Source organism: Pseudundibacterium arcticum (assembly GCF_042646465.1).
Lineage (GTDB): Bacteria > Pseudomonadota > Gammaproteobacteria > Burkholderiales > Burkholderiaceae_D > Undibacterium_A > Undibacterium_A arcticum.
In genome coordinates this window covers 74,302-100,295 of record NZ_JBHRTP010000082.1, presented here as the reverse complement: position 1 = coordinate 100,295, position 25,994 = coordinate 74,302, and the positions used below count along the sequence as shown (strand labels likewise).

The following is a 25,994-nucleotide window of genomic DNA, read 5'->3' as shown; positions in this document are numbered from 1 at the left end:
TCCCAACCTTCCCCCTCATAGGGGGAAGGAGCCGGTCGCAGGCCTTGACGCCGATGCAGCACAAAAGACCGTTGCAGGCAACGGCAGCAACGAATATTTAATTTGCCAGGAATGTGAGTAAAACATGGGTAAAGTAACCGGATTTATGGAAATCGAGCGGCAGCCGGAGAGCTATCTGCCAGTGGTCGAGCGCGTCAAGAATCACAAGGAATTCATACTGCGGCTGGAAGACGGCGCGGCCAAGCTGCAGGGCGCGCGTTGCATGGATTGCGGCATCCCGTTCTGCAACAGCGGCTGCCCGGTCAACAACATCATCCCGGACTGGAACGACCTGGTGTATCACGGCAACTACCGCGCCGCGCTCGATACCCTGCATTCGACCAACAACTTCCCCGAGTTCACCGGCCGCATCTGCCCGGCACCGTGCGAGTCGGCATGTACGCTTGGCATCAACGAAGATCCGGTCGGCATCAAATCGATCGAGCATTTCATCATCGACAAGGGCTGGGAAAACGGCTGGGTCGCGCCGCAACCGTCGGATGTGAAGACCGGCAAGAAGGTCGCGGTGGTCGGTTCCGGCCCCGCCGGTCTGGCGGCGGCGCAGCAGCTGGCGCGGGTTGGTCACGACGTCACGGTGTTCGAGAAGAGCGACCGCATTGGCGGCTTGCTGCGCTACGGCATCCCCGACTTCAAGATGGAAAAATCGCATATCGACCGCCGCATCGAGCAGATGCAGGCCGAAGGCGTGGTATTTCGCACCAGCGTGCTGGTCGGCAAGGATTTTCCGGCGAGCGTCAACAACTGGGCCAAGGAAACCATCTTCCCGGAAGACCTGGATAAAGAATTCGACGCCGTGATCCTGGCCGGCGGTGCCGAGCAGCCGCGCGACTTGCCAGTGCCGGGTCGGGAGCTGAAGGGCGTGCATTTTGCGATGGATTTCCTGCCGCAGCAGAACAAGATCAATGCCGGCGAAAAGGTCAAGGACCAGATCAAGGCCGGCGGCAAGCATGTCATTGTGATCGGCGGCGGCGATACCGGGTCCGATTGCGTCGGCACCTCGAACCGCCACGGCGCGGCCAGCGTCACGCAGTTCGAACTGATGCCGCAACCGCCGGAGCAGGAAAACAAGCCGCTGGTCTGGCCCTACTGGCCGACCAAGCTGCGCACTTCGTCGTCGCATGAAGAGGGGTGCGAGCGCGATTGGGCGGTCGCCACCAAGCGTCTCGAAGGCAAGGGCGGCAAGGTCGAAAAGCTGATCGCCTGCCGGGTCGAATGGAAGGACGGCAAGATGCAGGAAATGCCCAACTCCGAATTCGAAATGAAGGCCGACCTGGTGCTGCTCGCGATGGGTTTCGTGTCGCCGGTGGCGCAGGTGCTCGATGCGTTCAGCGTCGACAAGGATAGTCGCGGCAACGCCAAGGCAAGCACCGAGGGTGAATCGAGCTATCTGACGTCCGCTGCGAAGGTATTTGCCGCTGGCGACATGCGGCGCGGCCAGTCGCTGGTGGTGTGGGCGATCCGCGAGGGCCGCCAGTGTGCACGCGCGGTCGATGAATTCCTGATGGGAGCGTCGACACTGCCGCGATAGCGGATCGCCCGGCACCGGCTTGCAAGCCGGCGCAGCGCTCGCCGGGCCGGACAGGCGCAGGCCTGTCCGGCTGATCCGGCTCACGTCCGCGAGGGCCGCCAGTGCGCTCGTGCAGTCGATGAATTCCTGATGGGAGCGTCGACGCTGCCGCGTTGAGCATGCGTGCTGCTAAAAAAACGCCGCCCGATCGCGAGACCGGGCGGTTTTTTTATGGACACCGATCCAGACGGTGATCCCGCGGCGCGGCGGACAAGGTCGTTCCAAGTGGTAATCGAGCGTGATCTGTAACTATTCAGCCCACTATGCGGGGTTGCGTGATTGGCCCACAAAAGTCCGTTTGTCGGGATTGCAAAATTCAGCGCCAGTTGCAGTTTGAATAACTAACGTGATTTTTAAAAATTTGAGTAGGGGAAACAATGATTGCGGGCAATGAAATACCATCGCATCTTTGTTTCATCCTTACATTATTTTTAGTACGGTCGCGCTCGATTTCTGGCTGTGGCCGCGCACTGAGACGATCTGGAAACCGGTCGACAATATCTGACGCACGGTTCAGTAATGTCTCATTTGCGCCGCATGGCACAGGGCGAATCCGGGCTGTCACGAGCGAGGAGTCCCGTTTCTGCACTACAATACGGCATCGCAACAATGACCCAACGCCGTGCCTAATCTCGTCGAAATCCGCGATCTACACTTTGCTTATGGAGACCGCCCGATCCTGACGGGACTCCGGATGGATTTCCCGCGCGGCAAGGTGGTCGCCGTGATGGGCGGCTCCGGTTCCGGCAAGACCACGATCTTGCGCCTGATCGGCGGTCAGTTGCGGTCGCAGTCGGGGCAGATCCAGGTGGACGGCCAGACCGTCCATCCACAAGAGACCAAGGCGCTGTATCTGCTACGGCGCAAGATGGGCATGCTGTTCCAGCATGGCGCCTTGTTTACCGACCTGACCGTATTCGAGAACGTCGCTTTCCCGTTGCGGGAACATACCGATTTGCCGGAAGAATTGCTGCACGATTTAGTACTGATGAAGCTGCAGGCGGTCGGACTGCGCAACGCGGCGCAATTGAAGCCGTCGGAGATTTCCGGCGGCATGGCGCGGCGGGTCGCGCTGGCACGGGCGATTGCGCTCGATCCGGCTCTGATCATGTATGACGAACCGTTCGCCGGCCTGGATCCGATTTCGATGGGCGTGACCGCCAACCTGATACGCAACCTGAACCAGGCGCTGGGCTCGACGTCGATCCTGGTGTCGCACGACGTGCATGAGTCGTTCTTGATCGCCGACTATGTATATTTCCTGTCGCAGGGAAAGATCGTCGCAGAGGGCACGCCGGCCGAGATGCTGACGTCGAGCGACCCTTATGTAAAACAGTTCGTGCACGCGGAGGCCGACGGCCCGGTGCCATTCCATTATCCCGGCAAGTCGCTGGCCCAGGATCTGGGTCTGGGAGCGCCGACATGATACTGAACTGGATCGAGGCGCTCGGGCGCTGGGTGCGCGAACTCATCAGCGGCGTCGGTTTCGCGGCCAACGCCTTTTTCGCGCTGCTGCGCGCGTCGGGCGGATTGTGGCGGCGGCCGCGCCTGATCACCGACCAGATTCATTTCATTGGCAATTATTCGCTGGTGATCATCGCGGTATCGGGGCTGTTCGTTGGCTTCGTGCTGGGCTTGCAGGGTTTTTATACACTCAATAAGTACGGCTCGGAGCAAGCACTGGGTTTGCTGGTCGCGCTGTCATTGACGCGGGAACTGGGGCCGGTGGTCACCGCGCTGCTGTTCGCGGGGCGCGCCGGTACCTCGCTGACCGCCGAGATCGGGTTGATGAAGGCGGGCGAACAACTGGCGGCGATGGAGATGATGGCAGTCAACCCGCTGCAGCGCGTGATTGCGCCGCGTTTCTGGGCCGGCGTGATCGCGATGCCGGTGTTGGCGGCGATTTTCAGTGCGGTCGGTATCTTCGGCGGTTACGTGGTGGGGGTGTTGCTGATCGGCGTCGACGAAGGCGCATTCTGGTCGCAGATGCAGGCCGGCGTCGATATCTGGAAAGACATTGCGAACGGCGTCATCAAGAGCGTGCTGTTCGGCATTGCCGTCACCTTCATTGCGTTGTTCCAAGGGTATGAGGCACAGCCGACGCCGGAAGGCGTGGCGCGCGCGACTACCCGCACGGTGGTGATCGCATCGCTGGCGGTGCTGTGGCTGGACTTCCTGCTGACCGCGTTAATGTTTAATCAATAATATTTGACTGCGCAGATACTGGGGCTTGTATTTTTAAACCCCGTTTAAATCTGTGCGGAGAACGGGGTATTTATGGCAATACTCCCTGCAATTTCGACTCCAGGAGTCTGCCGGACTTACGGAGAATCGGCTGTTAAAGTCTCTGATCGGTACAGTGTCACCGGATTTTTGCGCAATGGCTCGCTATTTAGCGCGCTATTGACGCGGCAAATCCGGCAAAATCTGTCCTGGGTCAGATAATTTTTCGCTTCGATTCCGTAACTTCGACAGACTCCGAGCTTGAAAAGAGCGGATTCACCCCAATTTTTAGGTGTCACTATGCAAAGAAAATCACTGGATCTATGGGTCGGCCTGTTTGTGCTGCTGGGAGCGGCGGCACTGATGTTCCTGGCGCTGAAGGCGGGCAACATGAGTTCGCTGTCGTTCCAAAAGAATTATTCGGTGGTCGCCAAATTCGACAACATCGGCGGCCTCAAGCCGCGTGCGCCGGTCAAGAGCGCCGGCGTGGTGGTCGGGCGGGTCGGCGACATCACCTTCGACGACAAGGCTTTTCAGGCGCTGGTGACGATCAGCCTCGATCAGCGCTATCATTTTCCCAAGGACAGCTCGGTCAAGATTCTGACCGCAGGCTTGTTGGGCGAGCAATACATCGGACTGGAGCCGGGCGGCGACACCAAGAATCTGGTGACCGGCGACAAAATAAGCATGACCCAATCGGCCATCGTGCTGGAGAACCTGATCAGTCAGTTCCTCTATAGCAAAGCGGCCGACGGAAAGGACAGTAAATGAAAACGCACATGCGCTCCGGCGCACTGGCGGCCTTACTCGCAGTAACCACACTGTCGGGATGCGCCACCGCGACCAACCCCAAGGATCCGTTCGAGGGTTTCAACCGCGCCATGTTTGGCTTCAATGACGCGGTCGACAAGGTGGCGTTCAAGCCGGCCGCGACCATCTATAGCAAGGTGGTGCCGGGCTTCGTGCAGACTGGCGTCGGCAATTTCTTCGGTAATCTGGCTGACGTCTGGACCATGGTCAACAACATGCTGCAGGGCAAGATGGCGGACGGCCTGTCGGACATGATGCGGGTGGCTGTCAACAGCACGCTCGGTCTAGGCGGCGTGCTCGACATCGGCTCGGAAGCGGGCATGGCCAAGCACAAGGAAGACTTCGGCCAGACGCTCGGCAAATGGGGCGTCAAAGGCGGTCCTTACGTGGTGCTGCCCATTTTCGGCTCGTTCACCTTGCGCGACAGCCTGGCATTCCCGCTCGATTTCAAGGGCGATCCCTGGGGCTACAAGACGCCGGTGCGCTGGCGCAATGTCGGCACCGTGCTGCGCCTGGTCGACAAGCGCGCCGCAGTGCTGGATGCGTCGAGCCTGATCGAAGAAGCTGCGCTGGACAAATATGAATTTGTGCGTGATGCGTTTTTGCAGCGCCGCGCCAACCAGATCTATGACGGCGAATCCGCACCGAAGGACAAATCGAGCCTGAACCACGACAGCCAGGACGATGACTCGGCGTATACCCAGCAGGAAGCGGAAGCGGCAGAAACTTCCGCAGCGGCATCGGAAGCCGCGGCGGCAACTGCACGTGCAACTGCGGCTGCGACGGAACCTCGCGGCCGATCAGGCGTCGAATCCGTCACCCCAGCCAAACCGGCCGATGCTGCCGTCAAGAAAGATGGACAGGAGCAAGTTTCCGGGCGGGAACGGCAGGTACGACAACCGCCGGTTGTGTTGCCGGCGTCATCCGTTACTACCGATCAAACGCTAATGGTAGAAGCCAAGCCATCAAGTGACCTGTAACCTCGATCGACTACCGAAAGAACAATATGAATAAACTCAAACAACTGTTTGCCATAGCGCTGAGTGCCGCCAGTCTGGCGTTCGCCGGTTCCGCGATGGCGCAGACCGACCAGGCCGCGGTCGAAGCGCCGGATGTGCTAGTCAAGCGTATCAGCCTCGAAGTATTAAACACCGCCAAGGCCGACAAGGATATCCAGGCCGGCAACCAGCGCCGCATTCTCGATCTGGTCGAAGCCAAAATATTGCCGTATGTTGATTTTAAGCGCATGACGGCGTTGGCGGCCGGCCGTTTCTGGCGTCAGGCCACGCCGGAGCAACAAACCCAGTTGGCCAATGAATTTCGCACCCTGCTGGTCTATACGTATTCCGGCGCGCTGGCGCAGGTCAAGGACCAGCAACTGGAATTCAAACCGATGCGCGGCACTGCGGCGGACAACGAGGTCGAAGTGCGTTCGCAAGTGATGCAGCCGCGCGGCGAGCCGATCCAGCTCAGTTATCGCCTCGAAAAACTGCCTTCCGGCTGGAAAATCTATGACATCAACGTGCTCGGCGCATGGTTGGTCGAGACCTATAAAGGCAATTTTGCAGCGGAAATCGGCAAGTCCGGCGTCGATGGACTGATCAAGGTGCTGGCGGAAAAGAACAAGAAGCTGGCTGCCGGCACCGCTGCTAAAGTTGAGAAGGCGTCCTGATTCATACGGCGCTTAAAATTAATCTCCGGTATCGTTGATCCACATGTTCAAACCGAGTACAACCCTGATCTTCGCGAATGCCAAAACGGCGCTGGCAGAGGGCCTTGGCGCCATCGCAAGCGGCCAGACGCAGTTTGATCTGGCTGCCGTGAGCGCGGTCGATTCGGCTGCCGTCGCCACACTCCTGGCATGGCAGCGGGCCGCGCTGGCGCGTGGCACCGCGCTGGTCTTCAGCAACCTGCCCGTCAATCTGCAAAGCCTGGCGCAGCTGTACGGTGTGACCGAGTTGCTGCACCCAGCAACCCGTGTCGACCACGTCGACCACCGGCACCATTGACCCTGCCTCCCACGATTCCGTCGTAGTTTCAATCCCGGGCCGTGCCGGTCAATCGACCGGAATTCCCATATAATCAAAGGTTTTCGCCGGCCGGCGGGCGCTCAACGCGACGCAGTGCGGCATCGGTGCCCCGAATCGGCACGCTGCCAGCAGCGAGCCCCGAACCGCGTACCCGGCTCTACAACCTAGATCAACAGCATGACAGCCATTCAGATCAGCAATGTCGAAAAAAGCTACAAGTCGCTCAAGGCGCTAGGCGGCGTATCGCTGTCGATCGAGCAGGGCGAGTTTTTCGGCTTGCTGGGCCCGAACGGCGCCGGCAAGACCACCTTGATCTCGATCATCGCCGGCCTGAACCGCGCCGATGCCGGCAGCGTCAGCGTCCATGGCCATGACGTGGTCCGCGACTTCCGTCAGGCGCGCCAGATGCTGGGCGTGGTGCCGCAAGAGCTGGTGTTCGATCCGTTCTTCACGGTGCGCGAGACCTTGCGCCTGCAGTCCGGTTACTTCGGCCTGTCCGGCAACGACGGCTGGATCGACGAGGTGATGCACAACCTCGACCTGACCAACAAGGCCGATACCAATATGCGCGCGCTGTCGGGCGGCATGAAGCGGCGCGTGCTGGTGGCGCAGGCGCTGGTACACAAGCCGCCGGTGATCGTGCTCGATGAGCCGACTGCTGGCGTCGACGTCGAACTGCGGCAGACGCTGTGGAAGTTCATCGCGCGGCTCAATCGCGAAGGGCACACCATTGTGCTGACCACACACTATCTGGAAGAGGCGCAGGCGCTGTGCAATCGCGTCGCGATGCTGAAAAATGGCCAGGTGGTAGCGCTCGACACGATGGCGGCGCTGATCAAGCGCATTTCGGGCTCGCAGCTGGTGCTGCAACTGGCCGGCGCCACGCTGCCGGAGCAACTGAAGCCGCTGGTGTCGCATCCGCAGGAGCTGCAGTCGGGCAATAAATACACCTTGCGCATCAACGACTATGCCGAGGTCGAACCGATCCTGGCGCGGGTGCGTGAGAGCGGCGCGACGATCGAAGAGATGCAGCTGCAGCAAGCCGATCTGGAAGACGTGTTCCTGCAAATCATGGACGGGAGAATGAAATAATGACACACCCAGTGGCAAACGCTGCAGTCACGCCGAGCGTGCGTGCGCGCCTGATCTCGAAGGGCTTTCAGACCCTGTTCTACAAGGAGATGCTGCGTTTCTGGAAGGTGGCCACGCAGACCGTGGCGGCGCCGATCCTGACCGCGATGCTGTACCTGCTGATCTTCGGCCATGTGCTAGAAGCGCACGTGCAAGTCTATCCCGGGGTACGCTACACTGCCTTCCTGATTCCCGGCCTGGTGATGATGAGTGTGCTGCAGAACGCGTTCGCCAATGCATCGTCATCGCTGATCCAGTCCAAGATCACCGGCAACCTGGTGTTCGTACTGCTGCCGCCGCTGTCGCCCTGGGAACTGTTTTCCGCCTATGCGTTGGCCGCGGTAGTGCGCGGTGTGGTGGTCGGGCTCGGCGTGTTCGTGGTCACCGCCTGGTTCGCCAGCCTGTCGTTCGTGGCGCCGTGGTGGATCGTGATCTTCGCCTTGCTGGGCGCGGCGATGATGGGCACCATGGGCTTGATCGCCGGGATCTGGGCCGAAAAGTTCGACCAGCTGGCCGCGTTCCAGAATTTTCTGATCATGCCGGCCACCTTCCTGTCCGGCGTGTTTTATTCAATCCATTCGCTGCCGCCATTCTGGCAGGCGGTGTCGCATTTCAATCCATTCTTTTACATGATCGACGGCTTCCGTTACGGTTTCTTCGGCCAGTCCGATGTCAGTCCGTGGCACAGCTTTGCGGTCGTGCTGCTGGCCTTCGTGGTGATGGCGACGGCGGCGCTGCGCTTGTTGCAGAGCGGTTACAAGCTGCGTCATTGATCCGCGCACTGTTGCACTATCTGTCAATTATTTGTAAATTCAATCAACATACCCCCGGTATCAGGAAGAACTATCGTGTTGCCCACTCCAGAACTCGTCAAAACCTATATCGCGGCCGGACTCGACTGCAGCCATCTCGAAGTCGACGGTGACGGCCAGCATTTCACCGCCGTCATCGTCTCGACCGCCTTCGCCGGCAAGCGCCCGATCCAGCGCCATCAGCTGGTGTATGCCGCGCTCGGCGATCGCATGCGCGAAGAAATCCATGCCCTGTCGATGAAGACGCTCACCCCTGAAGAATTTGCCCAACAATAATGGATAAACTGCTCATCACCGGCGGCAATCGTCTGGCCGGCGAAATCACCATCTCCGGCGCCAAGAATGCGGCGCTGCCGATTCTGTGCGCCGGCCTGTTGACCGCCGACACGGTCGACCTCTCCAACGTGCCGCGCCTGCACGACGTCGCGACCATGCTCAAGCTGCTGCGCCAGATGGGTTTGCACGCGGAGCAGGATGGCGATCGCGTGCGCCTGCAGGGCAACGCGATCGACAAGCTGGAAGCGCCGTACGAACTGGTGAAAACCATGCGCGCCGCGATCCTGGTGCTCGGCCCGATGCTGGCGCGTTTCGGCGAGGCGAAAGTATCGCTGCCGGGCGGTTGCGCGATCGGCTCGCGTCCAGTCGATCAGCACATCAAAGGCCTGCAGGCGCTCGGCGCCGAGATCACGATCGAGGCCGGTTATATCCACGCCAAGGCCAAGAAGTTGAAGGGCACCCGCATCGTGACCGACATGATCACGGTGACCGGCACCGAAAACCTGCTGATGGCGGCGACCTTGGCCGAAGGCGAGACGATCCTGGAAAACGCCGCGCGCGAGCCGGAAGTGACCGACCTGGCCAATCTGCTGGTCGCCATGGGCGCCAAGATCGCCGGCATCGGCACCGATCGGCTGGTGATCCAGGGCGTCGAAAAATTGCACGGGGCGTCGCACGCAGTGATCGCCGACCGGATCGAGACCGGCACTTTCCTGTGCGCGGTGGCGGCCACCGGCGGTGACGTCACGCTGAGAAATACCCGCAGCGACATCCTCGATTCGGCGATGGACAAGCTGCGCGAAGCCGGCGTGATCCTGACCTCGGGCGCCGACTGGATCCGGGTCCAGATGGCGTCGCGGCCGAAGGCGATCAGTTTTCGCACCACCGAATATCCGGGCTTTCCGACCGACATGCAGGCCCAGTTCATGGCGGTCAACTGCGTCGCCAGCGGCACCAGCCACGTCACCGAAACGATCTTTGAAAACCGCTTCATGCATGTGCAGGAAATGAACCGGCTCGGCGCCGGCATCGAGATCGAAGGCAATACCGCCTTCGTCACCGGCGCCGAGCAGCTGGTCGGCGCGCCGGTTATGGCGACCGATCTGCGCGCCTCGGCGTCGCTGGTGATCGCCGGCCTGGCGGCACAGGGCCAGACGGTGGTCGACCGCATCTACCATCTGGATCGCGGTTACGACCAGATGGAAGTGAAGTTATCAAAGGTCGGCGCCAACATCGAGCGGATCAAATGATGGACACACAGTCGAACTCACAACTGATCCTGGCGCTGTCGAAAGGCCGGATTTTCGACGAAACGCTGCCCTTGCTGGAAGCGGCCGGCATCACCGTCACCGAGAATCCGGAAACCTCGCGCAAGCTGATCCTGCCGACCAATGACCCGAACGTGCGCGTGATCATCGTGCGTGCGTCCGACGTGCCGACCTACGTCCAGTACGGCGCCGCCGATTTCGGCGTGGCCGGCAAGGACGTCTTGCAGGAACACGGCGGCGAAGGCCTATACCAGCCGATCGATCTGGAGATCGCCAAATGCCGGATGTCGGTCGCGGTGCAGGCCGGGTTCGACTACGCCAGCGCGGTGCGTCAGGGTGCGCGGCTGCGCGTCGCCACCAAGTATTTCCAGATCGCGCGCGAACACTTTGCCGCCAAGGGCGTGCACGTCGACCTGATCAAGCTGTACGGGTCGATGGAGCTGGCGCCGCTGGTCGGTCTGGCAGACGCGATCGTTGATCTGGTCAGCACCGGCAATACCTTGCGCGCCAACAACCTGGTGGAATGCGAGCATATTATGGACATATCATCGCGCCTGGTGGTCAATCAGGCGGCGCTGAAGCTGAAGCGCGAACGGCTGCAGCCGATACTGGAAGCGTTTGAAAACGCGTCCAAAGGCACCCAGGCCGGGCTGGCCTGAGCCGGCTTGGCACGTTTGCGCAAGAGGCCATGCTTATCATGATACTCCTCGGTTACCAGGCTTAATGCCGCGCTTAAATAAGCGTTATTTGAATATACTGGTCGATATTGCTCCCATGGATCGATATTGACGCTCTGAAAAGGCAGCCGCATGGCGATCACCATCCGCAAACTCGATTCGGCCGATGCCGATTTTCGCGCGCAACTGAGCGCGCTGCTGGCGTTCGAGGCGAGCGAGGATGCCGCCATCGAGCAGGCCGCGGCGCAGATCCTGGCGGACGTCAAGGCCCGCGGCGACGCCGCGGTGCTCGATTACACCAACCAGTTCGACCGCCTGCAGCAGCGTCCGCAAGGCGGCGCCACCAGCGTGGCACAGCTCGAAATCGGCCAGCCCGAATTGCAGGCCGCGCTGGCCGGCCTGGCGCCTGAGCGCCGGCTGGCACTGCAGACCGCCGCCGACCGCGTGCGCCTGTATCACGAGCGGCAAAAGCTGGAATGCGGCTCGGCCGGGTTCAGCTACACCGAGCCGGATGGCACCGTGCTCGGGCAAAAAGTCACGCCGCTCGACCGGGTCGGCATCTATGTGCCGGGCGGCAAGGCGGCCTATCCGTCGTCGGTGCTGATGAACGCGATCCCGGCCAAGGTGGCCGGAGTGCAGGAAATCATCATGGTGGTGCCGACCCCGGATGGCGTGCGCAACGAACTGGTGCTGGCGGCGGCCGCGATTGCCGGCGTCGACCGCGTGTTTACCATCGGCGGCGCGCAGGCAGTCGGCGCGCTGGCCTATGGCACCGCCACGGTGCCACCGGTCGACAAGATTGTCGGTCCCGGCAATGCCTATGTCGCATGCGCCAAGCGCCGCGTGTTCGGCACGGTCGGCATCGACATGATCGCCGGCCCGTCGGAGATCCTGGTGATCTGCGACGGCAGCACCGATCCGGACTGGATCGCGATGGACCTGTTTTCGCAGGCCGAGCACGACGAGCTGGCACAATCGATCCTGCTGTGTCCGGACGCCGCGTATCTGGCGCGGGTCGAAGCCAGCATCAACCGCTTGATCGAGCAGATGCCGCGGCGCGACGTGATCCGTACCTCGCTGACCAATCGCGGCGCGCTGGTCCTGGTGCGCGACATGGACCAGGCCTGCGAGATCGCCAACCTGATCGCGCCCGAGCATCTGGAAATTTCCACCGACAACCCGCAGCAATGGGCCGACAAGATTCGTCACGCCGGCGCCATGTTCCTTGGCCGTTTTTCGTCGGAAGCACTGGGCGACTATTGCGCCGGCCCGAACCACGTGCTGCCGACTTCGCGCACCGCGCGCTTCTCGTCGCCGCTTGGGGTGTATGACTTCCAGAAGCGCTCCAGCATGATTCATGTCAGCCAGGCCGGCGCGCAAACGCTGGGCCGTGTCGCCGCCGAACTGGCCTATGGCGAAGGCTTGCAGGCGCACGCGCGCAGCGCCGAATTGCGGCTGAAGTAGAGCGCATGGATCAGCACAGCATGCAGAACGGACGGACCGACTGGCGCAACCGGATTTATTGCGAAGACGCGCTGCATGGACTGGCGCGCATCCCGGACGGCGCGATCGACCTGATCGTGGCCGACCCGCCGTATGGCTTGGGCAAGGATTACGGCAATGATTCCGACAAGCTCGATGCCGACGCCTATCTGCGCTGGATGCAGCACTGGGTCGACGCGGCGCTGCCGAAGCTGAAGCCGAGCGGCAGCCTGTACATTTTCCTGACCTGGCGCTATGCGCCGGAAATCTTCGTGATGCTCAAGCAGCGCATGACGATGATGAACGAAATCATCTGGGACCGGCGGGTGCCGTCGATGGGCGGCAGCACGCGCAGCTTCAGCTCAGTGCACGACACCATCGGCTTTTTCGTGCGTCAGAAGGGCTATTATTTCGACCTCGATGCGATCCGGATTCCGTACGATGCCGAAACCAAGAAAGCCCGTTCGCGCTCGATCTTTGTCGGCTCCAAATGGCTGGAACTCGGCTACAACCCGAAGGACGTGTGGAGCGTGTCGCGGCTGCATCGCGAGCATCGGGAGCGGGCCGACCACCCGACCCAGAAGCCGCTCGAAATCGTCGAGCGCATGGTCAAGGCCTCCTGCCCGCCGGGGGGCGTGGTGCTCGACCCGTTCATGGGCAGCGGTACCACGGCGGTGGCCGCGCGCCGCTGCGGCCGGGATTATGTCGGCTTCGAGCTGAATACCGAATATTGTGAAATCATAGAGCAGCGGCTGGCCGCGCTGGGTGGCGACGCTTGTGGCTACGGCCAGACCGCGCTGGCGCTGTAACGCGCCGCCCGAAGGCAGCATTTTGCGGGACTGTTGCGGGCACTGGATAACGCCCGAGATTTTTAAGAAATGAGGAGTATGTGACTGTGCCCCTTTATTTATTTGCGGAAACAAGCCGACACTGCAAGAGTATATTTTTGCGCCAGCCGGCGCGCATCACCTGAAACCACCATCCTCATGTCCTTAATCGAAACCGTCATCCGTCCCGACATTCGCGCGCTGTCGGCTTACCACGTGCCCGACCCGAGCGGGCTGGTGAAGCTGGACGCGATGGAAAATCCGTACACCTTGCCGGACGAGCTGCGCATTGCGCTGGCGCTGCGCTTGGGCGACGTCGCGCTGAATCGCTATCCGGTGCCGACCTACGCCGCGCTGAAGGCGATGATTTGCACCACGCTCGGAGTGCCGGCCGGTTTCGACGTGATGCTGGGCAATGGCTCGGACGAACTGATTTCGCTGATCTCGGTGGCCTGTGCCAGGCCCGGCGCCAAGGTGCTGGCGCCGGTGCCGGGTTTCGTAATGTATGCGATGGCGGCCCAGTTTGCCGGGCTCGAATTTGTCGGTGTACCGCTGCAACCCGATTTCACGCTGGACCTGGCCGCGATGCTGGCCGCGATTGCGCAACACCGGCCGGCGATCGTGTATCTGGCCTATCCAAACAACCCGACCGCCAACCTGTTCGATGCCGATGCGATGGTCGAGATCATCCGTGCGGTCGGCGAGACCGGCATCGTGATCGCCGACGAGGCTTACCAGCCGTTCGCGCAGGCCAGTTTCATGCCGCGGCTGCCGGAATTTGCCAACCTGGTCGTAATGCGCACCGTGTCCAAGCTCGGCCTGGCCGGCATCCGGCTCGGCTACATGGCGGCCAGCAAGGCGCTGCTGGCGGAATTCGACAAAGTCAGGCCGCCATACAATATCAATGTGCTGACCCAGGCCACGGCCGAATTCGTGCTGGAGCACATCACCGTGCTCGACGCCCAAGCCGCGCAGTTGCGCAGCGAGCGCGGCCGCGTGGCGGCGGCACTGGCCGGCATGGGGATCGAGGTGTTCCCGTCGGCCGCCAATTTCCTGCTGATTCGGGAGCCCGATGCCGACCAGCTGTTCGCGCGCCTGCTGGAACGCAAAGTCCTGATCAAAAATGTGGGTAAAATGCATGCTCTGCTGGCGAATTGCCTGCGCATCACCGTCAGCACCCCGGAAGAGAATCGCGTGCTGCTCGATGCGCTGCAAGCTTCGCTCGTTTTGTAATTTTGTGTTTTTGTAATCTTGTAATCCTTAGCCCTACCCAAACCCATGCCGACCATGCTCGCTCCCCGCACCGCCGAAATCACCCGCAACACCAATGAAACCCAGATCCGCGTGGCGATCAACATCGACGGCACCGGACAGCAGAGGCTCAATACCGGCGTGCCGTTTCTGGACCACATGCTGGACCAGATCGCGCGCCACGGCTTGTTCGACCTCGATATCGAGGCCCACGGCGACCTGCATATCGACGCCCACCACACAGTGGAAGACGTCGGCATCACGCTCGGCCAGGCATTTGCCAAGGCGATCGGCGACAAGAAGGGCATCCGCCGCTACGGCCATGCATACGTGCCGCTGGACGAGGCACTGTCGCGGGTGGTGATCGACTTCTCCGGGCGCCCGGGGCTGGAATTCCATGTGCCGTTCAAGCGCTCGATGATTGGTTCGTTCGATGTCGACCTGACGCACGAATTCTTCCAGGGCTTCGTCAATCACGCGCTGGTGTCGATGCATATCGATAACCTGCGTGGTGACAACGCTCATCATCAGTGTGAAACCGTATTCAAGGCTTTCGGCCGGGCGCTGCGGATGGCGGCCGAATTCGATGCGCGCGCCGCCGGCACGATTCCGTCGACCAAGGGCAGCCTGTAGTGGACAGTACCAAGCTGTTCGTCGCGTTACTGGCGCTGGTCAACCCGCTGGGTGCGGTGCCAATTTTCATTTCGCTGACGGAACAGATGACGCACGAAGAGCGCCGCAAGACCATCATCACGGCGGCGATCAGCGTCGCGGTGGTGATCGTGGTGTCGGGATTGCTGGGCCAGCAGATCATCGATTTTTTCGGGATCTCGGTCGGCTCACTGCAGGTCGGCGGCGGCCTGGTGATCCTGTTGACTGCGCTGAACATGCTGAACGCCAAGGCGAGCGGCTCGCGCAGTACGCCGGAAGAAGAAACGGAGGCCGAAACCAAGCCCAATATCGGCGTGGTGCCGCTCGCCATCCCGTTCCTGACCGGGCCAGGGTCAATCAGTACCGTGATCGTGTATTCGCATAACATCAAGGGCTGGACCCAGTATGTCGGTCTGCTGGTGGCCGGCGTCGCGATGGCGGTGCTGGTGGTGATGGCGCTGTCGATGGCCGGTCGCATCGCGCGCTTGCTGGGCCGTACCGGCATCAATATCGCGACCCGCCTGATGGGCCTGATGCTGGCGGCGCTGGCGGTGGAAATCATCGCCGACGGCTTGCAACGGCTGTTACCCGTATTAGCGAGATAAAAGATGAAAATGATTGCAATTGTTGATTACGGCATGGGGAATCTGCGCTCGGTGGCGCAGGCCTTGCGCCATGTCGCGCCCGAGATCGAGGTGCGGATTTCGAGCGACGTCGCCGAAATCCGCGCCGCCGAACGCATCGTGTTGCCGGGCCAGGGCGCGATGCGCGACTGCATGCGCAGCCTGCGCGAGTCGGGCCTGCAGGATGCGGTGCTGGAGGCGGCGCGCAGCAAGCCGCTGTTTGGCGTCTGCGTCGGCGAGCAAATGCTGTTCGACTGGAGCGAAGAAGGCGATAGCGGCCAGGGCACTGCCGGGCTGGGTTTGCTGCCAGGCAAGGTGGTCCGTTTCCGTCTCGACGGTCAGCTGCAGCAGGACGGTTCGCGCTTCAAAGTGCCGCAAATGGGCTGGAACCAGGTGCAGCAAAGCGTGTCGCATCCGTTGTGGAACGGCATCGCCGACGACAGTTATTTCTATTTCGTGCACAGCTATTACGCGGTGCCGGAAAACCCGGCGCACACGGTAGGCCAGACGCTGTATGGCGCACCATTCTCCTGTGCAGTGGCGCGCGACAATATTTTCGCGACCCAGTTTCATCCGGAAAAGAGCGCCGGCGCGGGTTTGCAACTGTACAAAAATTTCGTGCACTGGAGTCCGTGATTCCGGCAGAATAGCCGGACACCAGATCGGTCATCAATTTGCTCCTACCCATAGCCACACCCATAGCCACATTGACGTCATACTGTCGATACTCTCTTAACTCAACCAAGCCAAGCCCGCCATGCTGCTCATTCCTGCCATCGACCTGAAAGACGGTCACTGCGTTCGCCTGAAACAGGGCGACATGGATCAAGCCACCGTGTTTTCCGAAGACCCGGCCCAGATGGCCCTTCATTGGCTGCAGCGCGGCGCGCGCCGGCTGCATCTGGTCGACCTGAATGGCGCATTTGCCGGCAAGCCGAAGAACGAGGCGGCGGTCAAATCGATCATCAAGGTGGTACAGGAATTCGCCGTGGCCAACGAGATCGACGAGATCCCGGTGCAACTGGGTGGCGGTGTCCGCGATCTGGACACGATCGAGCGCTATCTGGACGACGGCATCACCTACATCATCATCGGTACCGCGGCGGTCAAGAGTCCCGGTTTCCTGCACGACGCCTGCGGCGCGTTCCCGGGCCACATCATCGTCGGTCTGGATGCCAAGGAAGGCAAGGTCGCGACCGATGGCTGGAGCAAGCTGTCCGGCCACGAGGTGATCGATCTGGCGCAGAAATTCGAAGCCTATGGCGTCGAATCGATCGTCTACACCGACATCGGCCGCGACGGCATGATGGGCGGCGTCAATATCGAGGCCACCGTCAAGCTGGCGCAAGCGGTCAAGATCCCGGTGATCGCATCCGGCGGTCTGCACAATCTGGCCGACGTCGAGGCGCTCTGCGCGGTGCAGGACGAAGGCATCGAGGCGGTGATCTGCGGTCGCTCGATTTACGAAGGCACGATTGATTTGCAATCGGCGCAGTTGCGCGCCGATGAGTTGACGAATCAGGAAAATCAGCAATGACAGCCATGCAGCCCGCGCCGCAGTTTGCGGGCTGGCGCGTTGCCGGACCAAGGTAAAACATGCTTGCAAAACGTATCATTCCCTGCCTCGACGTGACCGCCGGTCGAGTCGTCAAGGGCATCAATTTCACCGAGTTGCGCGACGCCGGCGACCCGGTCGAGATCGCGCGCCGCTACGATGAACAGGGCGCCGACGAGCTCACCTTCCTCGACATCACCGCCTCCAGTGACGGACGCGACCTGATCCTGCCGATCATCGAGGCGGTGGCGTCGCAGGTCTTCATTCCGCTCACCGTCGGCGGCGGCGTGCGCGTGGTCGAGGACGTCCGGCGTTTGCTCAATGCCGGCGCCGACAAGGTCAGCATGAATACCTCGGCGGTGACTAACCCGCAACTGGTATTCGATGCATCGCAGAAACACGGTTCGCAATGCATCGTGGTCGCGATCGATGCCAAGCAGACCGCGCCCGGCAAATGGGAAGTGTTTACCCACGGTGGCCGCAACGCGACCGGACTGGACGCGATCGCATGGGCGCAGAAGATGGAAAGCCTGGGCGCCGGCGAAATCCTGCTGACCAGCATGGACCGCGACGGCACCAAGGTCGGCTTCGACCTCGGGCTGACGCGCGCGGTGTCGGATGCGGTCGGGATTCCGGTGATTGCGTCGGGTGGCGTCGGCAACCTGCAGGACTTGGCCGACGGCATCAAGCTTGGCAAGGCCGATGCGGTGCTGGCGGCGAGTATTTTTCATTACGGGCAACATACCGTGCAGGAGGCCAAGCGCTTCATGGCCGCCCAGGGTATACCGATGAGGCTAAGCTGAGATGAACGGCAAATGGCTGAATAAAATCAAGTGGGACGAGTCTGGCCTGGTGCCGGTGATCGCGCAGGAAGTCGGCAGCAACGACGTGCTGATGTTCGCCTGGATGAACCGCGACGCACTGGCGCGCACGGTCGAACTGGGCGAGGCGGTGTACTGGAGCCGCTCGCGCAAGAAGCTGTGGCACAAGGGCGAAGAATCCGGCCATATCCAGAAAGTGCATGAAATCCGGCTCGATTGCGACGAGGATGTGGTGTTGCTGAAAGTCGAGCAAGTCGACAGCATCGCCTGCCATACCGGCCGTCATTCCTGCTTTTTCCAGCAATTCGCGGGCGATGCCAAGGACGGCGAATGGCTGACCGTCGAACCGGTGCTGAAGGATCCTGAAACTTTTTACAAATGAAACCAAGAAGCGAGACCAAGAAGTGAGCGACACCTTAAAGCGTCTGGCCGAGCGGATCGAAACGCGCAAGCCGGCCAATGGCGGCGACCCGGCCACCTCGTATGTGGCGCGACTGTTTGCCAAGGGCGACGATGCCATCCTGAAAAAAATCGGCGAAGAAGCGACCGAAACCGTGATGGCGGCGAAAGATGCCCGCGTCGACGGCGACACGTCGAAGGTCTTGTACGAGTGCGCCGACCTGTGGTTCCATTCGATGATCATGCTGGCGCAGTTCGGGCTCACGCCGCAGGATGTGCTGGCGGAACTGGCGCGGCGCGAAGGCATTTCCGGCATCGAAGAAAAAGCGGCGCGTAAGGATATGTTGCGCGACGCCGACGAAGGAAAATCAACTTTTTGATTCCGCTCGGTGGCGTCAACGCGAGCCGCGCGCGACGATAGAACCAGACAACATCAATCAGACAACGGAGCGCACTTGGACCACTGTATTTTTTGCAAGATCGCCGCGAAGCAGATTCCGGCCAGCGTCGTCTACGAAGACGATAGCTTCCTCGCCTTCAAGGACATCAATCCGGCGGCGCCGGTACATTTCATGATCATCCCGAAGCAGCATGTGCCGACCCTGTCGGCATGCAACAATTCCCATACAGAAATGCTTGGTAAGCTGCTGGCCCTGGTGCCGCAACTCGCGGCAGAGCAGGGTTGCGGCGTGACCACTGATACCAATGGCAGGGAAACGGGCGGCTACAAGACGCTGATCAACACCGGACCCGACGGCGGGCAGGAGGTGTACCATCTGCATATACACGTGATCGGTGGCCCACGGCCCTGGCACGGCAAGCAGCTGGCTTGAGCGCGGAGCCGCAGAGCGGAGCGCGGCAATAAATTAACATCAGGACGTAAGCGTCCGCAAGGAGAAGACATGGGTTCATTCAGTATTTGGCACTGGCTGATCGTGCTGGTGATCGTGATGCTGGTATTCGGCACCAAGAAAATCGGCAATATCGGCTCCGACCTCGGCAAGGCAGTCAAGGGCTTCAAGGACGGGGTCAAGGGCGAGGATGAAAAGACCGCCCAGCCCGCCGACAAGACCACCATCGACGTCGACGCGAAAGAGAAGAACGGGCATTGAGCGCCGCTTCCCACCGCGGTCGCGCCGTGATCCCGCCGTCATCCATGCCGCAGCTGATGCAGCCCGCTGCGGCACCGAAGCGCCCCGCGCCCGCACAGCATGATTGACCTTGGACTCGCAAAACTGGCACTGATCGGCGTGGTTGCGCTGGTGGTGATCGGCCCTGAAAAACTGCCGAAAGTGGCACGCATGGCCGGTTCACTATATGGCCGCGCACAGCGCTACATCAATCAGGTCAAATCGGAAGTCAGCCGAGAAATCGAACTGGATGAGTTGCGCAAGATGCAGCAAGAAGTCCAGAGCGCGGCGCAGGACATCGGGCAGTCGATCGCGCAAGACCTGGCGCAGACGCAACGGGAATTGCAGTCGGCCTGGCATGGTGACGAGGTCGCGGTCCCCGAGCCTTCCCGGCTGGCGCAAAAAGCCAAGAATTTTCGTCGCAAGAAGCTGGCGCGCAGCTCGGCCATCCCGGCCTGGTATAAGCAGCAACATGGCACCAAGATGCGGGTAACGTCTGGCGCGGCGCGCGTCGCCAAGCACCGGCCCGGCCGCAAATCTGCCCACTCGTTCTTTTAAACCTGGCAACGGCAATCGCGCCGCTAGTTTTCTCACCCAAAGGGTGAACTGCTTAACCATGAAAAACTTCAATCAATTCATGAATTTATCGAAACTAACAAGCGGTCAACTGCCGGTTCCAGGTTAAATGACAGATCCGAACCAGACTTCGGTCGAAGACACCTTCGTTTCGCATCTGATTGAACTGCGCGACCGGCTGGTACGCGCGTCGATCGGGGTCGCGCTGATGTGCGCTGCGCTGCTGCTGTGGCCGGGGCCGGCCCGCATCTACGATTTCCTGGCGCGGCCGATGATGGCGTCGCTGCCGAACGGCGCCAAGATGATCGCGACCGGCGTGATTTCGCCGTTCCTGGTGCCGATGAAAGTCACGTTGCTGCTGGCCTTCATCCTGGCCTTGCCGTGGGTGTTGTACCAGGTCTGGGCCTTCATCGCGCCCGGCCTGTATGCACATGAAAAGAAGCTGGTAATGCCGTTGGTGATTTCGTCGTCGCTGCTGTTTGTGGCCGGCGTCGCATTCAGCTATTTTCTGGTGTTCGGCCGTGTCTTCAAATTCATCAACGAATTCGCGCCGACCTCGATCACGGTGGCGCCGGACATTGAAAATTACCTCGATTTCGTGATGACGATGTGCCTCGCATTCGGCATGACCTTCGAGGTGCCGGTGGTGGTGGTGGTACTGGTCAGGATGGGGTTGGTGACGGTCGACAAGCTGAAGGCGATCCGGCCGTATGTGATCGTCGGCGCATTCGTGATTGCGGCGGTCGTCACGCCGCCCGATGTGGTCAGCCAGTTTTCATTGGCGGTGCCAATGTGTCTGCTGTATGAGATCGGCCTGTTGCTGGCACCGATCTTCGCGCGTGCGACACGGGCGCCGGAAGAGTCAACCTGATCTGTAGCTTAGGTCGCGCCCCGCAACCAGCTGACGAACGGGTAGGCGGCCTTGAAGCCGAGCGCCAACTCAGCACCCAGATCGTCTGGAATCTGCTCGGTCAGGGAATGCTCGCGGACCACGATAAAGCTCTTCAACTTCAGATAATCGATGTGCGGCGCATCCGGGTCGAAGCCTTTCGGCGGGCGACTCAGCTTGCCTTCCTGCAGCAGGCCGTCGAATCCGGCGCGCAGTTTCCTGGTGTTCATCAGCTTGGTAAATCCGGCCGCGTCGGCCACGATATGGTTGCGGATCGCGCGCAAGCGATCGGCCGGCGGCATATATTCGCCGGCCGCTAACAGCAGCTTGCCGGCGGCATCGATATGGAAGTAATAAGCCGGCCCGCCGCCTTCGCTCGGCTTCTTGCGGCCGAGCGGCACGATGGACGCCGAGAACGTGGTCTTGTACGGGCGCTTGTCATGCGCAAACCGCATGTCGCGATTGATCCGGAACAGCGCCTTCTTCGGATTGCAGTCAACCACCGCCGGGTCGAACCGGCCGAGGTCGTCGATCAGGCGCGTGACCAGCGTCAGGAATTCGGCGCGCAAAATATCATAGCGCGGCTGGTTCATCACAAACCACGGTCGGTTATTGTTCTCCGCCAATTCGGCGAGAAAGCGGGTCAGGTCGCGGATGTGCATCTGGGATTCTGGTCGCGTTCTCGTTCTATTCGTGAGGTTCAAGCCGTTTGATGTTCGGCCGCTTGCCGACATTCACCTCGAGCGTGGTTTGCTGGCTCTTGCGCAGCACCGTCATCTTGACCGCCTTGCCCGGTTGCAATTGAGCGATCAGGTTCAGCATGTCGGTGGTGTCGGCCACCGGCTTGCCTTCGACCGCGACCAGAATGTCGCCCGGGCGCATGCCGGCCTTGTCGGCCGGGCCATTCTTCATGACGCCGGCAATGATGGCGCCGGATTTTTTCGACAGACCGAAGCTTTCCGCCAGTTCCGGGGTGATGTCCTGCGGCTCGACACCGATCCAGCCGCGCACCACCTGACCGGTACTGATGATTGAATCCATCACGGTCTTCACGGTGGTGGTCGGAATCGCGAAGCCGATGCCGACCGAGCCGCCGGTGCGTGAATAAATGGCGCTGTTGATACCGAGCAGGTTGCCGTTGGTATCGATCAGCGCGCCGCCGGAATTGCCGAAATTGATCGCGGCATCGGTCTGGATGAAGTTTTCAAAGGTATTGATGCCCAGATGGTTGCGCCCAAGTGCAGAAATGATGCCCATCGTGACGGTCTGGCCGACGCCAAACGGATTGCCGATGGCCAGCACCACGTCGCCGACCCGCGCCTGTTCCGCATGGCCCAAGGTAATTGCGGGCAGATTCGGCAAGTCGATCTTGATCACGGCCAGATCGGTTTCAGGATCGGTGCCGACTACCTTGGCGGACGCCTTGCGACCGTCGGCCAGCGCCACCTCGATCTGGTCGGCGGCCTCGACCACATGGTTATTGGTCAGGATATAGCCTTGCGTGCTGACCAGCACCCCGGAGCCGAGGCTCGATTGCTTTTCTTCTTGCGGCCCCAGCTGATCGCCAAAAAACTTGCGGAACAACGGATCTTCTAGCAGCGGATTGGTGGCCCGCTTCGCTTCCTGGGTGGTGAATACGTTGACCACGGTCGGCATCGCGAGCATGGCCGCGTTGCGGTACGAGGCCTGGCCGGTCGCGTTGGCCGGCGCTTCCTTCAGCATGACGGTTGAACTCGCGACTTGGACACTGTGCGCGCCGCCCAGCAACCGTGGCGCCCATTCAGGCCTCAGGGTGGCCACGATAAACCACAGCGCAAGGGCGACCGTGATGGTTTGTGCAAATAACAGCCAGAGACGTCGCATAGGGATTGGAATTGAATGAGTTTTGAATGAGTTATTGGTAAATAAGGGCGAAACGGCGAAATATCCAGTGCCGACCCCGTTGCATCCAAACGATTATTGCCTAAACAGCCAGCCGGTGGAAGGGCGTGCCGACCTTCTTGCTGCGGCCGGGATCCGCACCGGCGCTACGATCGTCGGCATGATAGACGAGTATATGCAGATTTTGATTTTATTATGCACGGCAGATTGATGCATGTCATGGAGTATATAAGTTCGCGCAAGCTCAGTCGTGAGCTGTCGACAAAAAAAAAGCCAGCCCGACGGACTGGCTGGTCGGTGTGCAGATTCCGGCTTACGGCCTGTTTTTCAGCGCATCGCGAATTTCGCGCAGCAATATGACGTCTTCCGGTGTCACCGGCGCCGCTTCGACCTTCGGCTTTTGTGTCTTGTTGGCGATACGCACCATCTGGAAAATGATGAAGGCGAGGATGACGAAGTTGATCAGGATCGTCAGGAAATTGCCATAGGCCAATACGGCGCCGGCCTTCTTCGCCTCGACCAGTGCCAGTTGGGTGCCCTGACCGTGCAATGGCAGGTAGTAATTCGAGAAATCGAGGCCCCCGAAAATCGTACCGACCACCGGCATGATCAGATCCTGGACCAACGACTCGACAATCTTGCCAAACGCGGCACCGATAATTACAGCGACCGCCAAGTCCATCACATTGCCTTTGATCGCAAAGCTCTTGAATTCTCCCATCATCGACATGGCATCCCTCTGTATTGTAAAAAAAGCAAATTGATTCTAACCCCTTGCCCTGCAGAATGGCAAATGACAAGCGGATTACCAGCAAATGCAGTCGGGCATGGCATCGGCAATCCGCGTCGGGCGGTGCAGAATCTCGCCGCATTCAGCTAAAAATCCCGAAAATACGGCCAAATATCGGCCGCTACGCATCTTTCACTTTAAAACGGGGGCCGGCTCCGCTATAATTTAAGGTTGCTAGAAGTCACGATTGGCTTCGAAAAAATTTCGCATTTTGATTGATTGGGGTGGTATGAGTAACGAAAAGCAGGTCGATTCCGGCCGACGCGGCTTGCTCGTCGCTACGTGCGCGGCGGGCGGTGTGGCTGGACTGGCCACTGCAGGGGCCTTTGTGAGTACTTTCCAGCCATCCGAGCGCGCGAAAGCCGCCGGTGCGCCGGTTGAGGCCGATATTTCCGACCTGAAGCCGGGCGAAATGAAGGTGTTCGAGTGGCGCGGCAAGCCGGTCTGGATCATGAAGCGCACACCGGAACAATTGAAGACGCTGGCGGACACGACGGCCGAAGTGGCCGATCCGGAGTCCACCAAGCCTTATACGATGGACCTGCCGGACTATTGCAAGAACAAGAACAACACCCGTTCGCACGCCGGTCACGAAGAAAACCTGGTCGTGGTCGGGATCTGTCCGCACCTCGGCTGCTCGCCATCGTCGCGGTTTACCCCCGGTCCGCAGACTTCGCTGCCGGATAATTGGGAAGGCGGCTTCCTGTGTCCTTGCCACGGTTCGACTTTCGACCTGGCCGGTCGCGTATTCAAGAACAAGCCGGCACCGAACAACCTCGACGTGCCGCGTCATATGTATCTGTCGGAGAACAAGATCCTGATCGGCAAAGATGAGAAAGGTGAGGCGTAATCATGGCGTTCACTGAAAAGAAACTCCCGGCCAATGCGCCGATGGCCGACAAGGCACTGAACTGGGTCGACTCGCGCTTTCCGCTGACCAAGCTCTGGAACGATCAATGGGGCCAGTACTACGCGCCGAAAAACTTCAATTTCTGGTACATCTTCGGTTCGCTGGCGATGCTGGTGCTGGTGATACAGATCGTTACCGGCATTTTCCTGGTGATGCATTACAAGCCGGATGCCAACCTCGCGTTCGCCTCGGTCGAATACATCATGCGCGACGTGCCCTGGGGTTGGCTGGTGCGTTACATGCACTCGACCGGTGCCTCGGCATTCTTCATCATCGTCTACCTGCACATGACACGCGGCCTGCTGTACGGCTCGTACCGCAAGCCGCGCGAATTGATCTGGATCTTCGGCGTCGCCATTTTCCTGTGCCTGATGGGCGAAGCCTTCTTCGGCTACCTGCTGCCATGGGGCCAGATGTCGTACTGGGGCGCGCAGGTGATCGTCAACCTGTTCGGCGCAATCCCGTTCATCGGTCCTGATCTGTCGCTGTGGATTCGGGGTGACTACGTGGTGTCCGATGCGACCCTGAACCGCTTCTTCGCGTTCCACGTGATCGCCATCCCACTGGTGCTGCTGGGCCTGGTGGTGGCGCATTTGATCGCGTTGCACGAAGTCGGCTCCAACAATCCTGACGGCATCGAAGTCAAGGAAAACCTCGGCCCGGACGGTCATCCGCTCGACTCGATTCCATCGCATCCTTACTATTCGGTGCATGACATCTTCGGCGTAATCGTATTCCTGACGATTTTCAGCGCGGTCGTGTTCTTCGCGCCGGAAATGGGCGGTTACTTCCTGGAGTACAACAACTTCATCCCGGCCGATTCGCTGAAGACGCCGCCGCATATCGCCCCGGTCTGGTATTTCACGCCGTTCTACTCGATCCTGCGTGCCACCACTTCGCAATTCATTTATGCGCTGATTGCCGGTATCGCCGCCTATGTCGGCCTGATCTTCCTGAGGACCAGGTTGGCTGCCAGCATCAAGATGGCGATTGCGGTGGTCGGTCTGCTGATCATCGCCAGCATGTTCGTGTTTGACGCCAAGTTCTTCGGCGTGGTGCTGATGGGCGTCTCGGTGATGATCATGTTCGCGCTGCCATGGCTCGACCAATCGCCGGTCAAATCGATTCGCTATCGTCCTGACTGGCACAAGTATGTCTACATCCTGTTCGGCATCGCCTTCGTGGTGCTCGGTTATATCGGTACCTTGCCGCCGACCGTCGGTCGTACCCTGACGGCGCAGATCGGCACCTTCATCTACTTCGGCTTCTTCCTGCTGATGCCGTGGTGGAGTGCGATGGGCCGGTTCAAGCCCGTGCCGCAGCGTGTGACCTTCCATCCGCACTAAGCGCTCAAA

Annotated in this window: 32 protein-coding genes and 1 pseudogene; 30 read left to right on the top strand and 3 right to left on the bottom strand. The window is 60.4% G+C overall.

All coding sequences use genetic code 11. The features are described from left to right. Positions 1-124 precede the first annotated feature (124 nt). The 27 genes and pseudogenes from ACFOFO_RS22170 (at position 125) to tatC (ending at position 21,040) form a co-directional block, all read left to right on the top strand. Positions 125-1,588, top strand: coding sequence for a glutamate synthase subunit beta (locus tag ACFOFO_RS22170; protein ID WP_390327317.1), 1,464 nt, complete (start codon positions 125-127; stop codon positions 1,586-1,588). 84 nt (positions 1,589-1,672) lie between these two features. Next, a pseudogene (locus tag ACFOFO_RS22165) lies at positions 1,673-1,744 on the top strand (glutamate synthase); the annotation flags it as partial. Between the two features lie 505 nt (positions 1,745-2,249). Continuing rightward, positions 2,250-3,053 (top strand): ABC transporter ATP-binding protein, encoded by an 804-nt coding sequence (locus ACFOFO_RS22160; RefSeq protein ID WP_390327315.1) that lies wholly within the window; start codon positions 2,250-2,252, stop codon positions 3,051-3,053. Next, positions 3,050-3,832 carry a lipid asymmetry maintenance ABC transporter permease subunit MlaE gene (gene mlaE / locus ACFOFO_RS22155; protein ID WP_390332873.1) on the top strand — a complete coding sequence of 261 codons (783 nt, stop codon included), beginning with the start codon at positions 3,050-3,052 and terminating at the stop codon, positions 3,830-3,832. Before ACFOFO_RS22160 ends, mlaE begins: the two co-directional genes overlap by 4 nt. A 318-nt stretch (positions 3,833-4,150) precedes the next feature. Next, complete coding sequence (gene mlaD / locus ACFOFO_RS22150) at positions 4,151-4,621, top strand: outer membrane lipid asymmetry maintenance protein MlaD (RefSeq protein WP_390327314.1); 471 nt, start codon at positions 4,151-4,153, stop codon at positions 4,619-4,621. After that, positions 4,618-5,640, top strand: a complete 1,023-nt coding sequence (locus ACFOFO_RS22145) for an MlaA family lipoprotein (RefSeq protein ID WP_390327312.1) — start codon at positions 4,618-4,620, stop codon at positions 5,638-5,640. The genes mlaD and ACFOFO_RS22145 overlap by 4 nt, the downstream gene beginning before the upstream one ends. A 26-nt stretch (positions 5,641-5,666) precedes the next feature. Next, positions 5,667-6,332, top strand: a complete 666-nt coding sequence (locus ACFOFO_RS22140; protein WP_390327310.1) for an MlaC/ttg2D family ABC transporter substrate-binding protein — start codon at positions 5,667-5,669, stop codon at positions 6,330-6,332. Positions 6,333-6,375: 43 nt separating this feature from the next. Further along, positions 6,376-6,669, top strand: coding sequence for an STAS domain-containing protein (locus ACFOFO_RS22135; RefSeq protein ID WP_390332871.1), 294 nt, complete (start codon positions 6,376-6,378; stop codon positions 6,667-6,669). Positions 6,670-6,867: 198 nt separating this feature from the next. Then, entirely contained in the window at positions 6,868-7,782 is a 915-nt protein-coding gene (locus tag ACFOFO_RS22130) for an ABC transporter ATP-binding protein (protein WP_390327308.1), read from the top strand. Positions 7,783-7,871: 89 nt separating this feature from the next. Then, a complete protein-coding gene (locus tag ACFOFO_RS22125; protein ID WP_390328266.1) occupies positions 7,872-8,594 on the top strand; it encodes an ABC transporter permease in 723 nt (240 codons plus the stop codon). 75 nt (positions 8,595-8,669) lie between these two features. Next, on the top strand, positions 8,670-8,909 hold the full coding sequence (locus tag ACFOFO_RS22120) for a BolA family protein (RefSeq protein ID WP_390327307.1): 240 nt from the start codon (positions 8,670-8,672) through the stop codon (positions 8,907-8,909). Continuing rightward, positions 8,909-10,159, top strand: coding sequence for a UDP-N-acetylglucosamine 1-carboxyvinyltransferase (murA, locus tag ACFOFO_RS22115; RefSeq protein ID WP_390327305.1), 1,251 nt, complete (start codon positions 8,909-8,911; stop codon positions 10,157-10,159). Before ACFOFO_RS22120 ends, murA begins: the two co-directional genes overlap by 1 nt. Then, positions 10,156-10,836, top strand: coding sequence for an ATP phosphoribosyltransferase (gene hisG / locus ACFOFO_RS22110; protein WP_390332870.1), 681 nt, complete (start codon positions 10,156-10,158; stop codon positions 10,834-10,836). Before murA ends, hisG begins: the two co-directional genes overlap by 4 nt. Before the next feature lie 150 nt (positions 10,837-10,986). Then, positions 10,987-12,318: a histidinol dehydrogenase gene (hisD, locus tag ACFOFO_RS22105; protein ID WP_390327301.1), complete on the top strand. Its 1,332-nt coding sequence runs from the start codon at positions 10,987-10,989 to the stop codon at positions 12,316-12,318. A 5-nt stretch (positions 12,319-12,323) separates the two neighbouring features. Beyond that, complete coding sequence (locus ACFOFO_RS22100; protein ID WP_390327300.1) at positions 12,324-13,145, top strand: DNA-methyltransferase; 822 nt, start codon at positions 12,324-12,326, stop codon at positions 13,143-13,145. A 177-nt stretch (positions 13,146-13,322) separates the two neighbouring features. Continuing rightward, positions 13,323-14,396, top strand: a complete 1,074-nt coding sequence (hisC, locus tag ACFOFO_RS22095) for a histidinol-phosphate transaminase (protein ID WP_390327298.1) — start codon at positions 13,323-13,325, stop codon at positions 14,394-14,396. A 54-nt stretch (positions 14,397-14,450) separates the two neighbouring features. Then, entirely contained in the window at positions 14,451-15,047 is a 597-nt protein-coding gene (gene hisB / locus ACFOFO_RS22090) for an imidazoleglycerol-phosphate dehydratase HisB (RefSeq protein ID WP_390328263.1), read from the top strand. Continuing rightward, the gene (locus tag ACFOFO_RS22085; protein ID WP_390327296.1) at positions 15,047-15,670 is read left to right on the top strand and encodes a MarC family protein; all 624 of its coding nucleotides are present in this window, start codon (positions 15,047-15,049) and stop codon (positions 15,668-15,670) included. The genes hisB and ACFOFO_RS22085 overlap by 1 nt, the downstream gene beginning before the upstream one ends. 3 nt (positions 15,671-15,673) lie before the next feature. Continuing rightward, positions 15,674-16,324 (top strand): imidazole glycerol phosphate synthase subunit HisH, encoded by a 651-nt coding sequence (gene hisH / locus ACFOFO_RS22080; RefSeq protein WP_390327295.1) that lies wholly within the window; start codon positions 15,674-15,676, stop codon positions 16,322-16,324. A 121-nt stretch (positions 16,325-16,445) separates the two neighbouring features. Continuing rightward, the gene (gene hisA, locus ACFOFO_RS22075) at positions 16,446-17,225 is read left to right on the top strand and encodes a 1-(5-phosphoribosyl)-5-[(5-phosphoribosylamino)methylideneamino]imidazole-4-carboxamide isomerase (RefSeq protein WP_390332868.1); all 780 of its coding nucleotides are present in this window, start codon (positions 16,446-16,448) and stop codon (positions 17,223-17,225) included. A gap of 59 nt (positions 17,226-17,284) precedes the next feature. Continuing rightward, a complete protein-coding gene (gene hisF, locus ACFOFO_RS22070) occupies positions 17,285-18,046 on the top strand; it encodes an imidazole glycerol phosphate synthase subunit HisF (protein ID WP_390327293.1) in 762 nt (253 codons plus the stop codon). 1 nt (position 18,047) lies between these two features. Beyond that, positions 18,048-18,446 (top strand): phosphoribosyl-AMP cyclohydrolase, encoded by a 399-nt coding sequence (hisI, locus tag ACFOFO_RS22065; RefSeq protein ID WP_390327292.1) that lies wholly within the window; start codon positions 18,048-18,050, stop codon positions 18,444-18,446. Positions 18,447-18,468: 22 nt separating this feature from the next. Further along, positions 18,469-18,843 (top strand): phosphoribosyl-ATP diphosphatase, encoded by a 375-nt coding sequence (locus ACFOFO_RS22060; RefSeq protein ID WP_390327290.1) that lies wholly within the window; start codon positions 18,469-18,471, stop codon positions 18,841-18,843. 75 nt (positions 18,844-18,918) lie between these two features. Continuing rightward, complete coding sequence (locus ACFOFO_RS22055) at positions 18,919-19,296, top strand: histidine triad nucleotide-binding protein (protein WP_390332867.1); 378 nt, start codon at positions 18,919-18,921, stop codon at positions 19,294-19,296. Between the two features lie 69 nt (positions 19,297-19,365). Beyond that, positions 19,366-19,575, top strand: coding sequence for a Sec-independent protein translocase subunit TatA (gene tatA, locus ACFOFO_RS22050; RefSeq protein WP_390327288.1), 210 nt, complete (start codon positions 19,366-19,368; stop codon positions 19,573-19,575). 99 nt (positions 19,576-19,674) lie between these two features. Next, positions 19,675-20,151 (top strand): Sec-independent protein translocase protein TatB, encoded by a 477-nt coding sequence (gene tatB / locus ACFOFO_RS22045; protein WP_390327286.1) that lies wholly within the window; start codon positions 19,675-19,677, stop codon positions 20,149-20,151. 127 nt (positions 20,152-20,278) lie between these two features. Further along, on the top strand, positions 20,279-21,040 hold the full coding sequence (gene tatC / locus ACFOFO_RS22040) for a twin-arginine translocase subunit TatC (protein WP_390327284.1): 762 nt from the start codon (positions 20,279-20,281) through the stop codon (positions 21,038-21,040). Between the two features lie 8 nt (positions 21,041-21,048). On the opposite strand, the gene ACFOFO_RS22035 is transcribed toward tatC, so the two are convergent. Together ACFOFO_RS22035 and ACFOFO_RS22030 are read right to left on the bottom strand one after the other, a co-directional pair. After that, complete coding sequence (locus tag ACFOFO_RS22035; protein ID WP_390327283.1) at positions 21,049-21,720, bottom strand: DUF2461 domain-containing protein; 672 nt, start codon at positions 21,718-21,720, stop codon at positions 21,049-21,051. A gap of 25 nt (positions 21,721-21,745) precedes the next feature. Next, a complete protein-coding gene (locus ACFOFO_RS22030) occupies positions 21,746-22,921 on the bottom strand; it encodes a Do family serine endopeptidase (protein WP_390327282.1) in 1,176 nt (391 codons plus the stop codon). 22 nt (positions 22,922-22,943) lie between these two features. Between ACFOFO_RS22030 and ACFOFO_RS22025 the strand changes: the two genes are divergently transcribed. Then, a complete protein-coding gene (locus ACFOFO_RS22025; protein ID WP_390327281.1) occupies positions 22,944-23,150 on the top strand; it encodes a hypothetical protein in 207 nt (68 codons plus the stop codon). Positions 23,151-23,252: 102 nt separating this feature from the next. Here the strand turns inward: ACFOFO_RS22025 and mscL are convergent, their stop codons facing one another. Further along, entirely contained in the window at positions 23,253-23,669 is a 417-nt protein-coding gene (gene mscL / locus ACFOFO_RS22020) for a large conductance mechanosensitive channel protein MscL (RefSeq protein WP_390332865.1), read from the bottom strand. Positions 23,670-23,958: 289 nt separating this feature from the next. On the opposite strand from mscL, the gene petA reads away from it, so the two are divergent. Together petA and ACFOFO_RS22010 are read left to right on the top strand one after the other, a co-directional pair. Continuing rightward, on the top strand, positions 23,959-24,579 hold the full coding sequence (petA, locus tag ACFOFO_RS22015; protein ID WP_390332862.1) for a ubiquinol-cytochrome c reductase iron-sulfur subunit: 621 nt from the start codon (positions 23,959-23,961) through the stop codon (positions 24,577-24,579). Beyond that, positions 24,579-25,985: a cytochrome b gene (locus ACFOFO_RS22010; protein ID WP_390328260.1), complete on the top strand. Its 1,407-nt coding sequence runs from the start codon at positions 24,579-24,581 to the stop codon at positions 25,983-25,985. The genes petA and ACFOFO_RS22010 overlap by 1 nt, the downstream gene beginning before the upstream one ends. The last annotated feature ends 9 nt before the right edge of the window (positions 25,986-25,994 follow it).